This is a genomic window from Streptomyces sp. NBC_01537 (genome assembly GCF_045040445.1).
Lineage (GTDB): Bacteria > Actinomycetota > Actinomycetes > Streptomycetales > Streptomycetaceae > Actinacidiphila.
The window spans coordinates 5423464-5437328 of record NZ_CP109392.1 but is presented as its reverse complement, the minus strand read 5'-3'; the positions used below and the strand labels follow the sequence as shown (position 1 = coordinate 5437328).

Genomic DNA, 13865 nt, shown 5'->3' with positions numbered 1-13865 from the left:
AACCGTAGATCAGAGGCCTGACTGTCCACCGGCCGCCCACCGGCCGCATCACTGGACAGCGTCAGCACTCATAATGATATCGCTTCAAGCTCTTCAATGGTATCGTTTTCCTTGACAAGATCGTCCAGGAAGGGTTGCCCACATGGCCAGGACCGTCATCGACCTCGACGAGAAGATGGTTGCCGAGGCCATGCGCATCTTCGGCACCAAGACGAAGGCCAAGGCCGTACGCCTCGCCATGGAAGACGCCGTCAAACGCCACTTGCGCCAGGAGTTCTTCGACGCCATGGACGCCGGCGAACTCGACTTCAGCGAGATCGTCGAGAGCACCGGACCCCGCAACGCCGACGGATCCCTCAAGCACAACGGCGGCCGGGCCGCCTGATGCAGGACCGCTACCTGATCGACAAGTCCGCCCTCGCACGCTGGACGAAAGCGAACGTCAAGGAAGTACTCAAGCCACTCCATGAGCGCTACCTCCTCGCCGTGTGCCAGCCCACCGAGTACGAGATGATCCACTCTGCACGGGACAGCACTGAAGCCACGCGCATCAGCACGTGGCTTCACGCCTTCGACTACCTGCCCAGCGACGAGGACGCCTTCACCCGCGCCCTGGAGATCCAGCGCCACGCACTCAACGCGGGCTTTCACAGAGCCCTCTCCCTCCCCGACCTGCTCATCGCGGCCACCGCAGAGCTCAACCAGCTGACCGTCCTCCACTACGACGGCGACTTCGACATGATCGCCGCCATTACAGGCCAGCCCGCCGAATGGGTCGTCCCACCCGGCAGCGCCGACCGCTGAGAAGACACCGGTGCTGCACGACGGTGAGGTACTGCCAGGCGCCGTAGGCGTTCAGGTTGCCCGGGTCACTGCTGTCGTGCACGTACTGTGCGCGGATCCGGTAGCGGGCCCTGGGGTCTATCGCCGTTCGTGGAGTTGGGCGGTGAGGCGGACGGTGGCGTTGGCCGCGCCGTAGCCGCGGTAGCCGCCGGTGCGCTGGACGATCTCGAAGCAGATGCGGCCGACGGTCGCTGTGTAGAAGTGACGGAATTCGCCGCCCTGTTCGTCGCGGTCGTAGAGGATGCCCAGCTCCCGGTAGGTGTCCAGCTCGCCGGGTGAGAACTCGAAGCGGGCGTCGAGGTCGTCGTGGTAGTTGGCCGGGATGTGGAGCAGTTCGGTTCCTGCGGCTCGGATGCGGCGGGCGGTGTCGGTGATGTCGCCGGTGGTGAACGCGATGTGCTGGGCCCGCGCGCCCGGCTCCACCGGGGTGGGTGCGAGGTTCAGGACGAGGCGCAGCGGGTCCCCGGCGCCGGGCGTGTCACTGGTGAGGGCGCGGCTGCGGAGCAGGCCGTAGGGGTCGGCCACGTCGACGCTGTCGTGCGGGAGGAGGCCCAGCACGGTGCGGTGGAAGAGGACCGCTTCGTCGAACTGGTGCCAGGGCTGGGTCAGTGCCACGTGGTCGATGCCGGTGATGCCGGTGATGCCGGCCGGGACGGCGGCCCGCACGGCCGGGAAGTCGCGGGTCCAGTCGGGGTGGCCGGGGCGGCTGGTGGTGCAGAAGAACAGCTCGGTACCGTCGGGAGCGGCGACCGCGTCCAGGGGAATGTCGTGCTCGGTGCGTCGGCGTGGCAGTGCGGGGGCGAGCAGGGATTCGGCGCGGCGGACCGCGGCGTCCGGGTCGGGGGTTTCCAGGCCGATGGCGGTCAGTGCGGTGCTCTCGTGGCGGGTGGCGGCACCGCTGTTGAGCAGGATCCGTGCCTGGCCCTGTTCCCACAGTTCCACGGGTTTTGTGGTGTGCCGGCCGGTGCGTACGAAGCCGAGGGCACCCAGCACTGCGGTGACCGGCTCCGGATCAGGGGTGGCGAGCTCGGCGAAGGCGACACCGGACGGTACGGCAGGGGAGGGCAGGGCGCGAAGTCCCGCGTTCTCCTCCAGGGCGATCAGGGAGCGCAGTGCGTCGACGGCCGTGTGTCCGGCGTCCGCCTGCCGGAAGACGTCGTTGAAGACCTCCAGGGAGAGCGGGCCCCGGTATCCGGCGCTCACGGCGTGGCGTACGAGAGAGGCGACGTCGAAGCCGCCCTGGCCGGGGAAGCAGCGGTGGTGCCGGCTCCACTGCAGAACGTCCATGGCCATCAGCGGGGCGTCGGCGAGTTGCAGGTAGAAGATCTTCTCGCCGGGGATGTCCTCGATGCCCTTGGGATCGCTGCCGCGGGCGAGGATGTGGAAGCTGTCCAGGCAGACGCCCAGCGCCGGGTGGTCGGCCTGCTCGACGATACGCCAGGCGTGGTCGTAGGTGCTGACGTGCCGGCCCCAGGCGAGCGCCTCGTAGGCGATGCGGATGCCGTACGTGTGTGCTCGGTCGGCGAGTTGGCGCAGTTGGGTGGCGGCCAGGGCGTCGTCGTCGACGGCGTGCGGGGAGACGTTGGAGCACACCAGCAGCGTGTCGGCGCCGAGGCGCCGCATGACGTCGAACTTGTGCCCGGCGCGCCGGAGGTTGCGGACGAACACCTCGTCGGGGACGGCCTCGAAGTCGCGGAAGGGCTGGTAGAGATCGATGGTGAGCCCGAGGTCGCTCGCCCGGTCGCGGATCTGTTCGGGGCTGAGGCGGCTGGCGAGCAGGTCGTTCTCGAAGATCTCCACGCCGTCGAAGCCGGCCCGCGCAGCGGCGGACAGCTTCTCGGTCAGCGAGCCGCTGAGGCAGACGGTGGCGATGGACTTACGCATGCTCGCTCCCGTGGCCGCCGCTGATGCTGATCCAGGTTTTCCCGGCGCGTTCGGAGGCGTTCGCGAACGCTTCCTGGGCCTCTTCCAGCGGGAAGCGGGACTCGATGACGGTGCCCGGGCGTGCCCCGGCCAGTTCGGTGATCGCGTCGGTGAAGTCGCCGGGGTGGTCGTAGATCATGGACCCGCGCAGGACGAGCTGGCGGCGGACCACATCGTTCGTGGTGAACGGGAGCGGGTCGGCGTTGAGGCCTACCAGCACCACCGTGGCGCCGGGAGCGGCGCGGTCCACGGCCGGGCGCAGGGCAGGCGCGTGGCCGGAGGTCTCGAAGACGCAGGTGAAACCGGTGCGGCCGTCGTCGGGCACCGCACCCAGCCGTTCGGCGTGCTCCAGCCGCAGCGGGTGGGGTTCGGTGACGACGGGTCGGATGCCGAGTCGGGTCAGGATGAGGCAGACCAGCAGTCCCTGTGCGCCGGCGCCGACGACCAGGCAGCGGTCCGCGGCCGTCACCCCGCTGCGGCGTATCGCGGCGCGGGCGACGGCGTACGGCTCGGCGCAGGCCAGGTCTGCGCCGGTCAGGCCGTCGGGGACGGGGTGGGCGAAGTGCGCGGGCAGGGCGACGCGCTCAGCGAGGACGCCCGGGACGTTCAGGCCGACGATGGCCCGGTGCGGGCAGGCCGAGGTCAGGCCGGTGAGACAGTCGGCGCACTTCAGACAGGCGTAGTTGGGCTCGATGACCACCGTCTCGCCGAGCCGGCGGCCGAGTACGTCACTGCCGATGGCGGCGATGCGGCCGAAGCCCTCGTGGCCCGGGACCCAGGGCATTTCGGGTGGGAGGCGTCTGCCGTGGAAGACGGCGAGGTCGCTGCCGCACAGACCGACACCGCCCATCTCGACGACGACGTCGTGGGGACCGCAGGCGGGCTCCGGCCAGTCGGCGACCGTCTCGATCCGGCCCGTCGTGGTCAGGACGGCTGCTTTCACCAGAACCCCCTGGGTCCATCAGGCGGACCAGTCGATCCGCTCTACGGTCAGCATATGGAGCTCGCACATCGGCGACAAGTGGAGTGCCCCGTCCGCCGGGCGGCCGGCGGACGGGGTGCGGAGGTCAGGCGGCCGCGCTCGCGGAGGCGGACTGCCGGCCCGGCTCGGCCGGCACCTCGGGGCGGTCGCTCCCAATGCGCAGGGCGACGAGGAAGGATATGGCGCACCCGAGGGCCAGATATCCGGCGACCAGCCCCCAGCCGCCGCCCGCCCAGATCACCAGGGTGCTGGCGATGAACGGGGTGAAGCCGCCACCGATCGCGGAGGCCAGCTGGTAGCCGACGCCGGCTCCGCTGTAGCGGTACTCGGGACCGAACATCTCGGTGAACAGGGTCTGCTGCACCGAGACCGCCATGTCGTGGGCGACGTTCACCAGCAGCACCGCACAGATGATGATCAGCACCATCGAACCGGACTCCAGGGCCCAGAAGAACGGCGCTGCCGCCGCCGCGCCGACCAGCGCCCCGCAGCAGTAGACACGGCGCCGGCCGAACCGGTCGGCGAGGTACGCGAAGGCGGGAATGGTGACGATCGCCAGCGCCCCGACGGCCAGGTTGACGTTGAGCAGGCTGTTGCGGTCGAGGCCGAGTTCCCCGGTTCCGTAGGCCAGGCCGAAGGTCGTCACACCGTAGAAGCTGAACAGCTCCACGAGGCGCAGGCCGATGATGGCGAAGAAGCCCTTGGGGTTGGACCTGACGGCGGCGATCAGCGGCACGCGCGGTCGGGCGTTCTCAGCCCTGGCGGCGACCTGCTGGGTGAAGACCGGGGACTCCTCGACCCTCGCTCGGATGATCAGGCCGACGATCACCAGGACGGCACTGGCCAGGAAGGGCACCCGCCAGCCCCAGGAGTGGAAGGCCGCGTCCGAGGTGTTGCCCGACACGACCTTGGTGACAAGAGTGGCGAGCAGCAGGCCGACCGAGGCGCCGACCTGGACGCCGCTGCTGAACAGCGAGCGCCACTTGGCGGGCGCGTTCTCCACGGCCATGAGTGCGGCGCCGCCCCATTCGCCGCCGACCGCGAAGCCCTGCGTGGCACGCAGCACGACCAGCAGCACGGGCGCCCAGATCCCGGCCTGCGCGTGGGTGGGCAGTACGCCGATCAGCGTGCTGGCCGTACCCATGATCAGCATGGTGAGGACCAGCATCCGCTTGCGGCCGAGCCGGTCGCCGAAGTGGCCGAAGACGATGCCGCCCAGCGGCCGGAAGAGGAAGCCGACCCCGAAGGTGGCCCACGCGGCCAGGGTGCCGACGGCCGGGCCGGCGTCCGGGAAGAACAGGTCGCCGAAGAGCAGGCCGGCGACGATGCCGTAGAGGAAGAAGTCGTACCAGTCGATCACGGCTCCCATGAAGCTCGCGATCGCCGCTCTCTTCGCCACGCCGGACACTCCGGCTTGTCCGGCTGCCGCCGGGCCCTGGGTGCTGGTCATTTCACACACTCCGTTGGATGCTGCGGTACCTCCGCCCCCGGCCGGGCGCGCTGACAGAGCGCGCGACGGGGGGACGCGGGATGGCCGAGGTGGGGACAGACGCTCCGGCGAGGGCGGGTGCTCCTGGGTGCGGAGCCGCCATCACCGGCGTACCGGGCCATCGCCACAGCGGTGGGGGCGGCGACCCTCAAAGCCAAGGTCCACGTAATGGACCGTTTAGACCGAGTAGCGGAAACATACGTGGCATCTTCTCCGCCATCAAGGGTTACGGCAGGATTTCTGTGCCGTCTCGTAGTTCCACTGGTCCGCTAGGTGGACTAGTGTCAGACAGGGCGGGGAAGGCAGCATGCATACGACCAGCAAGGGGGAGGCACCAGCGTGGACGACACGGACGGGCGGACCGCACCGGAGCGGGAGCACAACGGCACGGGCGTACGGAGCGTCCGGCGCGCCCTGGACATCCTCGGCCTGCTGAGCGAGGACCAACCGGTCATCACGCTCCGGGAGATCACCGAAGCAACCGAGCTGCCGAAGACCACGGTGCTGCGGCTGATCCAGACCTTGGAGGAGTGCGGCCTCCTGGTCTCCGACCCGAACGGCTACACCGCAGGTCCCGGCCTGTGGCGCTGGGCCTACCTGACCCGCAGCCAGTGGGAGATCCCGCTCGAAACCCGCAAGGTCATGCGCGAGCTCGCCGACCGGCTCGGCGAGACCGTCAACCTCTTCGTCACCCGCGGTATCCAACGTGTCTGCGTCGCCCACGAGGAAAGCCCGCACCCCCTGCGCCATGTCGTCGATGTCGGCGACGAGCAGCCGCTGTGGGCCGGTGCCTCCTCCAAGATCCTGCTGCAGGGCGCCTCCGAGACCCAGCGCAGGCGCGTCGCCCTCGCCTCCCCGCACGGCGAAGCCCACGCCGACCGGCTGCGCGAGTGGTCCGAGGAAGCCGCCCGGCACGGCTACGCGGTCAGCAGCAGCGAATGGGACGAGGGCCTCACCGCCGTCGCCGTCCCCATCACCGGCCGCTCCGGAACCGTCATCGCCTCCCTCTCACTCAGCGGCCCCAGCCAGCGCTTCCCCTACGAGGCCATAGAACGGTTCGCCACCGCCCTGGGCGAAGCGGCCCGCCTCATCTCCGACCAGGGATTCAGCCACCCGCTGAGCCCTATCCGCTGAGCCCCGGCCGCCCACTGGCGGGTTACCCGCTCCCTGGCGTCCGAGCTGATCATCGCCAGGGCCCGAGCCGGACGTGAGATCTGCCAGGTATCTGACCGTCGGGTGGTTGGGCTTGAGTCGGTCGGCTGTGGTCAGGCTTCTGGGCTCCGTGCCGCCGGCTGGTCGCTGGTGTCGTGTGCCAGTGACGCGAGAATTTCCTTGCGGCAGACATCGAGGATTTCGTCCGCCAGCGGAGAACCGTCCGGGCATGCCCGCGACAACATGATCGCGCCGACCGAATGGGCGAGCATGTCGATCACCATCATGCGGGCCGCGCGCTGGTCCGCATCCCCCGGCGTATCGCTTTGGGACTGAAGGGCCGTCAGCAGGTTCTCGATCCCGGCTGCGAACTCTGTTTTGATGTCCGCCGGCTGACGTGCGGCGTCGCCGCCGAGGGCCGCGATGGTGCAGCCGTCGCCGCGCCCGTCGCGATGCTCCCGCGAGACGTAGCGCTCGACGAACTCGGCGGGGTCCAGACCTTCTGTCCGTGCCACGGTCTGCGAGAGCCCGCTCGCGGACGCTTCGGCCATCAGGTCGGCCTTGGAGCGGAAGTGCTTGTAGAACCCGCCATGGGTGAACCCGGCGGCTGCCATCAGTTCCGCCACGCCGACACGGCACCCTGGACCTGGACGCGGGCGTGAACGAGAGCATCGGGCTGTCAGTGACCGGCAGGCTCCACGCCGACGTCGTCGATGTCGACGCGACCATGTTGTTCGTCTTCGGCGGCGCCGAAGTGAAACGGCTGATCAACTTTACGACCACGGATGGCACGATCTCGATCGCCGGTAAAACCGAGTGCCCCCTCGTCATCTACGACGAGGGCGATACGACGGAGCGGCTGCGGGAGATCCCGCGTCAAGACTGCGCACGCTCCTCGACAGTGGTCTGCCGGACACGACGGAGGACGCCGTTCACGGGCTGCTCTACGAACTCCACCGGCGAGCGTGCCGCAGTCCCGGCCATGCCGAACTGATGACCTCCCTCTTCGCCCGGGAGGTGGCGCTCTACACGACCGCGCTCGAGGTCGGCTCCGCGACCGGTGTGTTCTCCCTCGCCGCGTCCGCGCACGATCTGGCGCACGGACTGGTGGCCCTGGAGGACGGCTACGGCCTGCACATCGTCAGCCGCAACGCGGCTCAGCGCGTGGACAGAGCCCGTGAGCTGATTCTGGCCCACGCACGGGCGGTGACGGGCTGCGCCGGCCTGTAGGGCTTGACGGCCACCGATCGGATCCCCTCCCGGTGAGCGGCTGCCGCCTCAGCGCTTGGCGGACCGGGCGGCGATCTCCCGCAGCAGGTCCATCACCGCTCGGGCGCGGGCGCTCTGGGTCACGCCGCCCACAGATGCGATCTTGACTTCGAGCGGGGGCCCGCCGTCCCGCAACCGCAGTTCCGCGACCTCACCACCGCCGTACGTCTGACTGGTCGCGGGCTGCTGGTTGAGCACGGAGTATCCGAGTCCTCGGGCCACCAGCGAACGTACCGTCTCGTAGCTCTGGGTGCGGTAGCGGACATCGGGCGCGGTGCCGGTGGCGGCCACCAGCGAGTGGAAGTAGTCGCGGCTGTGGGGAAGGTCCAGCAGGACGAGCGGTTCCGTGGACAGTTCGGTCAGCTCCACACTGCCCTGACCGGCCAGCGGGTGGTCGGCCGCGACGATGACATAGGCCGGGGCACGGGCGATCGTCTCACTGTCCAGTTCCGGCTCGGCAGCCAGACCGAGGCCGTAGGTGAGGGCGAAGTCGATACGCCCTGCCGCCAGGGCGTGGACGAGCTGGTCCGTCTCCGCCTCCACCACGTCGATCTCGATGCCCGGATAGCGTCTGGTGCACTCGCTGAACAGGGGCGGCAGGTAGTAGGGGGCCAGGGTCACGAAACAGCCGACGGCCACCGGCCCGGAGATGATCTCGCCGTCTCCCCGGGCCTCTCGTTCGACCTCGCGTGCGCGAGCCAGCAGATCACGCGCCTGCTGCTGGAGCCTCTCCCCGGCGGGTGTCAGGGTCAGCCCCCGGCCCCGTCGGCGGATGAACAGCTGCACCCGCAGGTCCCGCTCCAGGTTGTAGATGGCCGTGGACACCGCGGACTGCGCGATGTGGAGCTCCAGCGACGCCTCCGTCATCGACCCGCGCTCGGCGGCGACCAGGAAGTAGCGGAGCTGAACGAGAGTGAAACCCAACGGTGACGTCATGCGAGACCCTTGTGCCCGGTGAACCGTGTCCGTGCCCGACCCTACGTGCCGGCGGCCCCTGGACCCGCTCGAACGGTGTCTCGGAGACGTCCTCCGGGCGCAGCAGCGCGGAACCGGCGGTCTCCTTCAGGGACAGGGCGGCGACCACGCCGCCCACGGCGAGTAGTCCGGTCGTGCCGTTCTCGGACGGGAAGAGGATGGTCGCGACGGTGCCGGCGAGACAGGCCTACGCAGCCCAGTCGAACCGGTGCACGAAGACGCCGACGGCTCCCGCCACAACGCTCCTGCGCAGTGCGACCACGTCGGTGGCCACCTCGGCCTCGGTGGTCGACGTGGCGCCGCTGTTACAGGTGGGCATACGCGCCTCCCAGTGGCTATGGATGGAGAAGCCGGACCCGGGCAGGACGTCGCCCGGGTCCATCCACGGCACGCGGCCGGGGCGCACAGCCGCGCCGTGGACCGTCACCGGCACGCAGCCGCTCCCCCGCCCGGCACGCCTCGGTCCACACCGGTCCAGGCCAGCGCGGTCGCTCCGTCGAGCAGGGCCTGCTGCGCCGTTCCGCCCACGCAGTACGCGGCGAACTCGTGCTGGTGGTTGGTGGCGGGCAGGGAGCCGATGCCGATGTAGGGGTGGATGGCCGGCACCACCTGCGAGACATTGCCCATATCGGTGGAGGCCCGGTTCATCCGTGCGGCTTGGCCGGGCGGCGCGAACTCCCGCCCCAGTGCCACGGCGTTCGCACGATAGTGCCCGAGGGCGGTCTCATCCGTGCGGAACTCCGCGTACGGCCGGCTCTCCGGCTCGATCTCCAGGTCGCAGCCGGTGGCGAGGGCGCCCGCCTCGAAGGCCCGCATGACGCGCGGCTCCAGCTCGGCCAGTTCGGCGAGCGTTTCGGCCCTGACGTACCACCGTCCGCTCGACCGTTCCGGGATGGCGTTCGGGGCGTCCCCGGCGTGCGTCACCACGCCGTGCACCCTGGCCGAGGCCGGCAACTGCTGGCGCAGGAGCCCGATGGCGACCTGGGCCACGGTGAAAGCGTCGGCCGCGTTGACCCCGGCCTCCGGGTAGGCGGCGGCGTGCGCGGACTTCCCGGTGTAGGAGATCTTGGAATGGCTGACCGCGAAGGGACGGGCCTCGGCCACGTCGACCGGTGCCGGGTGCACCATCATCGCGAGGTCGACCCCGGCGAAGGCCCCGCGGCCGAGCATCTCGATCTTGCCGCCGCCGCCCTCCTCGGCCGGGGTGCCGTAGACCTCCACGGTGAGGCCGGCTTCGTCGGCGACGGCGGCCAGGCCGAGCGCTGCGCCGACCGAACTCGCCGCGATGAGGTTGTGGCCGCACGCGTGCCCCAGACCGGGCAGCGCGTCGTACTCGGCGCACAACGCGATCCGGACGGGCCCGCTGCCGAACCGGGCGTAGAACGCCGTCTCCAGGCCCAGGTAGGAAGAGGTGACGTCGAAGCCGGCGCGGTCCAGCAGTTCGGGGACGGCTGCGGCGGCCCGGTGTTCCTCCCAGGCCGTCTCCGGGTCGGCGTGCAACCGCTCGGAGAGACCGATCAGTTCCTCGGCATGACGGCCGACCGCCTGCCGGGCCGCCTTCTTCAGCGCGCCCGTCACCGGTCACCCGGCACGCCGTACGAGGGGGCGGAGGCGGGGTCGAGTCCGCGCCGCACATAGTCGTCCCGCTGCGGCATCCAGATGTCGAGGAGCTCACCGAGCCGGTCCACGGGATCCTCGGCCCAGTCCACCCGCAGGTCGGTCACCCGCCAACCCACGTCCGCGACGACCGCCAGGCCCGCGGAGTACACCGGTCCCTCCTCGCCGCCGGCCGCGACCGCGGCCCGCAGGGCGGTGAGCAGACGCTCCTCGAGCTCACCGGTGGCCGCGGACCATGCGTCGAGGAGAACGCCGGGGATGTGCTCACCGGACAGCATGTTGCCGGCCGCCACCGCGCCGACCGCGGTGGCCGAGGCGTGTGTACCCAGGGTCCGTGAGCCGCTGTAGGCGAACCCGGGTCCGGAACGGCCCAGCACGGTCAGCTGGCGGTATGCGATGGACGTCGCGTTCTGAGCCGCGCCCGTGACGTCGGCCAGGGCGCGCTCCGCGTCACCGTGTTCCACCAGCTCCCGCAGCAGACTCGTACCGAGCGTGGGGTCGGTGATGTTCTGTGAGGCCGCCGCGCCGACCCCGGGCCGCAGATGGGCGACCCGGGCGGCGACCGCCGGGCTCGACGAACTGACCGCGATGCCGAACCGTTCGCCGTCACGGACCACGAGGGAGAACGTCATGCCCGGTCCTCTTCGGGGATCACGGCGACGGCGTCGATCTCGCACAGCCACTCGGGGCGAGCCAGGGCGGAGACCACCAGGCCGGTGGAGATCGGGTGGACGCCCTTGGTCCAGCGGCCCACGGTGCGGTACACCGCCTCGCGATAACGCGGGTCGATCAGATAGATCGTCACCTTGACCAGGTGCTCCATCCGGCTGCCCGACTCTTCGAGCAGCATTTTGATGTTCGCCATCGCCTGTTCGGCCTGCGCCTCGGCGTCGCCGATGCCCACTGACTCGCTGGTGTCGAGGTTCTGGCCGATCTGGCCGCGGACGTACACCGTGTTGCCGGCGACGACGGCCTGGCAGAGGTCGTTGTCGAGGTTCTGCTCGGGATAGGTCTCGCGCGTGTTGAACGGGCGGATCCGGGTGTGTCCGCCCGCGACGATTGGGGCCTTCACCTGGCGGCCCTCACTCGTGGAGGTCATCTTCTGCTCCTCAGTTCTTCCGGGTCGCCGGCGCGGCGCCGGGCCGGTCGGTGATGCCGTACGCGAGATAGCCCCGCTGGATCGCGATGTGGTCGGCGACGTACCTGGCGTCGTGCCACACGCCCCAGATGAAGCTCGATCCGCGGCGAGACAGCCAGGGCAGGCCCAGAAAGTAGACGCCGGGCTCGCGGGACACTCCCCGTCGCTGGTCCGGCCGTCCGTTCTCGTCGAACGCGTCGACGTCGAGCCAGCCGTAGTCGGCGGCGAAGCCCGTCGCCCAGATGATCGAGGTGACGCCGGCCTCGGCCAGGTCGAGTTCCCGGCGGGGATCGGTCACGCTGTCCGGGAGCGGTCCGAGGACGTGGGCCTTCGGCTCCTCGGGGAGGTCGAGCCCGTTGCGCTCGACGTACTCGTCGGCCGCGCGGAGCAGGGAGATGTACTTGTCGTCGCCGAGCGCGATGTTCGTCGCGAGATCCAGCGCGAAGCGCAGTACGCCGTCGTCGTAGGACGCGGTCAGTCCGGCGAGCTCGATGCCGGTGTCGGCCAGGGCACGGAAGTCCACGGTGTGGCCGCCGCGGGCACCGCTGACCGCGATGGTGACATGTTCAGCACCCTGGGGAGGCGTCTCGGCGTCCCAAAGTCCGAGCACACCGAGCCACCAGCAGAAGTCACGTCCGCGGTACTCGCGGGGAGGCCGATCGTGCGGACCGACGGAGAGGTGGACCTGGCGTCCGGACCGGCGCAGCTCGTCGGCGATCTGGACCCCCGAGGAGCCGGCCCCCACCACGAGGACCGCGCCCACGGGCAGTTGCTCCGGGTTGCGGTACCCGCTGGAGTGCATCTGCACCGGGACGGCGCCCTCCGGGACGATGGGCGGGAACACGGGCCGCTGGAACGGTCCGGTCGCGGCCACCACGAAGCGCGCGTCGATACAACCCTCCGACGTCTCGACCCGGAAGCCGGGCCGACCGTCGTGCTTGCGTACCGAGGTCACCTCGACGCCGCACCGGATCGGGGCACCGATCTTCTCGGCGTACGCGGCGAAGTAGTCGGCGACCTGCTCCTTCGTGGCGAAACCGTCGGGGTCGACGTCGGGAAACTCCAGGCCCGGGAATCGGTCGTGCCACGCAGGCCCGTTCGCGACCAGGGAATCCCACCGCTCCGAGCGCCACCGCTCGGCGACCCGGTGCCGCTCCAGGATGATGTGCGGCACGCCGTGGGCCCCGAGGTGCTCGCTCATCGCCACGCCTGCCTGGCCCGCCCCGACGACGACTACTTCAGTCTCTTCACTCGGCATGTCAGCCTCCATTCAGGCGGTAGTTCCTCCCGGGTGTCGCGTTGACTGTGCTACCGCACGACACATCCTCGAACACGCCCGAAACTCTGTCCAACAGATGTTTCCGTTCCGAGTGATCTGATTTTCAGATTCAAGGGCTGAGGCAGTGAGGCCCGTGCATCGTGAAGTTTGCAGGTCGCGGGGTCTGGTGTGAGGGGTGGGCGGGGTACTCGTGCTGGTTGTCGGCCGGTGTCCATAGTGAAGGTCGTCCGGCCTGTCGGCCGGAGGCGTTGTCGGGTTCGGCAGCGCCGGCCGCTGTGCCGCTCTTGTGATCCGTCACCGGGCTGGAACGCCGGGAGAGCGTGAGAGGGCGTGGGGATGCAGGAACTGGAGCGGATCACGGCTCGCCGGAGTGAACTGGACACGCGCGCCGAGGAGTTGGCCAAGCAGCTGGAGGAGGTCCAGGCCCAGCGGGAGGAGCTGGTGATCGCCGAGCGGGTCCTGAACCGGCTGGCGGAGAGGATCGGGCCGCTCAGGAGACCACCGCGACCGTCGTCCCGACTCCCGCCCGGCCGGCGAAGGAGGCTCAGGTGTCAGGACGCGTAATCACGCCCTCGAAAAACGTCAATCGGGTGGCTTTGTGATCTCATCAGATGCTTTGCGGGGATTTCCCCGGCCCCAGATTGGCCCCAGACGGGCCCCAAATGGCCCTCGTCAACCAGTGGACTAGACCAGACTTTGATATGCGCACGCTAAAATCGCACTTCAGAGGCCATGTGATTTGGAAAAATGGAGCCGCCTTCGGGATTCGAACCCGAGACCTACGCATTACGAGCTCGCAAGATCGTTCCCCTAGGCTTACCTGGCTGTCCCCGTTTTGCTCGTTCTAGCAGGTCAATAGGCATGCACTTCCCCGGGACTTCATGATCGTTCACGGGGTTTCCCTCTCCTTCCGGCCCCACGCTGGCCCCAGGAACGCCCTGCCGGGCGGACGCTTGGGGCCCCGCCGGACGGTCCGCCAGGCCGGCGCCGGGCGGGAAAGTGTCTCCAGCGCATCGACCAAGCGATGCAAAGAGGCCCTACCCCGCCGGGGGTAGGGCCTCTTTGGCCGTCTACGCGTGCCTGCCGGGCCGCTGTGCAGCGTCCTGCCACAGGGCGCGCTGAGGCGAGGTACAGCCTCGCCCGCAAAGTGGTGCCGGCGGGGCCGATCCGCGGGCCAGCGCCATACACCGAAGGATCG

15 protein-coding genes are annotated in these 13865 nt (G+C 69.7%); 5 read left to right on the top strand and 10 right to left on the bottom strand.

What is annotated here, in order from left to right; all coding sequences use genetic code 11:
• Positions 1–142 precede the first annotated feature (142 nt).
• Positions 143–385 carry a type II toxin-antitoxin system VapB family antitoxin gene (locus OG607_RS25115; RefSeq protein ID WP_405727617.1) on the top strand — a complete coding sequence of 81 codons (243 nt, stop codon included), beginning with the start codon at positions 143–145 and terminating at the stop codon, positions 383–385.
• Entirely contained in the window at positions 385–804 is a 420-nt protein-coding gene (locus OG607_RS25110; RefSeq protein ID WP_405727614.1) for a PIN domain nuclease, read from the top strand. The genes OG607_RS25115 and OG607_RS25110 overlap by 1 nt, the downstream gene beginning before the upstream one ends.
• 117 nt (positions 805–921) lie before the next feature.
• Here OG607_RS25110 and OG607_RS25105 read toward each other — a convergent pair whose 3' ends face one another.
• The 3 genes from OG607_RS25105 to shiA form a co-directional block, all read right to left on the bottom strand.
• Entirely contained in the window at positions 922–2727 is a 1806-nt protein-coding gene (locus tag OG607_RS25105; protein WP_405727611.1) for a bifunctional sugar phosphate isomerase/epimerase/4-hydroxyphenylpyruvate dioxygenase family protein, read from the bottom strand.
• Positions 2720–3709 (bottom strand): zinc-binding dehydrogenase, encoded by a 990-nt coding sequence (locus OG607_RS25100; protein WP_405727608.1) that lies wholly within the window; start codon positions 3707–3709, stop codon positions 2720–2722. The genes OG607_RS25105 and OG607_RS25100 overlap by 8 nt, the downstream gene beginning before the upstream one ends.
• 124 nt (positions 3710–3833) lie before the next feature.
• On the bottom strand, positions 3834–5198 hold the full coding sequence (gene shiA / locus OG607_RS25095) for a shikimate transporter (RefSeq protein WP_405727605.1): 1365 nt from the start codon (positions 5196–5198) through the stop codon (positions 3834–3836).
• A 378-nt stretch (positions 5199–5576) separates the two neighbouring features.
• Between shiA and OG607_RS25090 the strand changes: the two genes are divergently transcribed.
• Complete coding sequence (locus OG607_RS25090; protein WP_405727602.1) at positions 5577–6371, top strand: IclR family transcriptional regulator; 795 nt, start codon at positions 5577–5579, stop codon at positions 6369–6371.
• A gap of 131 nt (positions 6372–6502) precedes the next feature.
• Here the strand turns inward: OG607_RS25090 and OG607_RS25085 are convergent, their stop codons facing one another.
• The gene (locus tag OG607_RS25085) at positions 6503–7015 is read right to left on the bottom strand and encodes a TetR/AcrR family transcriptional regulator (protein WP_405727599.1); all 513 of its coding nucleotides are present in this window, start codon (positions 7013–7015) and stop codon (positions 6503–6505) included.
• Positions 7016–7047: 32 nt separating this feature from the next.
• Between OG607_RS25085 and OG607_RS25080 the strand changes: the two genes are divergently transcribed.
• On the top strand, positions 7048–7383 hold the full coding sequence (locus OG607_RS25080; protein ID WP_405737509.1) for a hypothetical protein: 336 nt from the start codon (positions 7048–7050) through the stop codon (positions 7381–7383).
• On the top strand, positions 7272–7619 hold the full coding sequence (locus OG607_RS25075; RefSeq protein ID WP_405737026.1) for a TetR family transcriptional regulator C-terminal domain-containing protein: 348 nt from the start codon (positions 7272–7274) through the stop codon (positions 7617–7619). Before OG607_RS25080 ends, OG607_RS25075 begins: the two co-directional genes overlap by 112 nt.
• Positions 7620–7667: 48 nt before the next feature.
• Here the strand turns inward: OG607_RS25075 and OG607_RS25070 are convergent, their stop codons facing one another.
• From OG607_RS25070 to OG607_RS25045, 6 genes are all read right to left on the bottom strand, one after another.
• A complete protein-coding gene (locus tag OG607_RS25070) occupies positions 7668–8594 on the bottom strand; it encodes a LysR family transcriptional regulator (RefSeq protein ID WP_405727596.1) in 927 nt (308 codons plus the stop codon).
• A 226-nt stretch (positions 8595–8820) separates the two neighbouring features.
• Complete coding sequence (locus OG607_RS25065) at positions 8821–9066, bottom strand: hypothetical protein (protein ID WP_405727594.1); 246 nt, start codon at positions 9064–9066, stop codon at positions 8821–8823.
• Positions 9057–10211 (bottom strand): M20 family metallopeptidase, encoded by a 1155-nt coding sequence (locus OG607_RS25060; protein WP_405727591.1) that lies wholly within the window; start codon positions 10209–10211, stop codon positions 9057–9059. Before OG607_RS25060 ends, OG607_RS25065 begins: the two co-directional genes overlap by 10 nt.
• On the bottom strand, positions 10208–10882 hold the full coding sequence (locus OG607_RS25055; RefSeq protein ID WP_405727588.1) for a DUF1028 domain-containing protein: 675 nt from the start codon (positions 10880–10882) through the stop codon (positions 10208–10210). Before OG607_RS25055 ends, OG607_RS25060 begins: the two co-directional genes overlap by 4 nt.
• Positions 10879–11349: a RidA family protein gene (locus tag OG607_RS25050; protein ID WP_151482049.1), complete on the bottom strand. Its 471-nt coding sequence runs from the start codon at positions 11347–11349 to the stop codon at positions 10879–10881. Before OG607_RS25050 ends, OG607_RS25055 begins: the two co-directional genes overlap by 4 nt.
• 10 nt (positions 11350–11359) lie before the next feature.
• Positions 11360–12646, bottom strand: a complete 1287-nt coding sequence (locus OG607_RS25045) for a flavin-containing monooxygenase (protein WP_405727585.1) — start codon at positions 12644–12646, stop codon at positions 11360–11362.
• Positions 12647–13865 lie beyond the last annotated feature (1219 nt).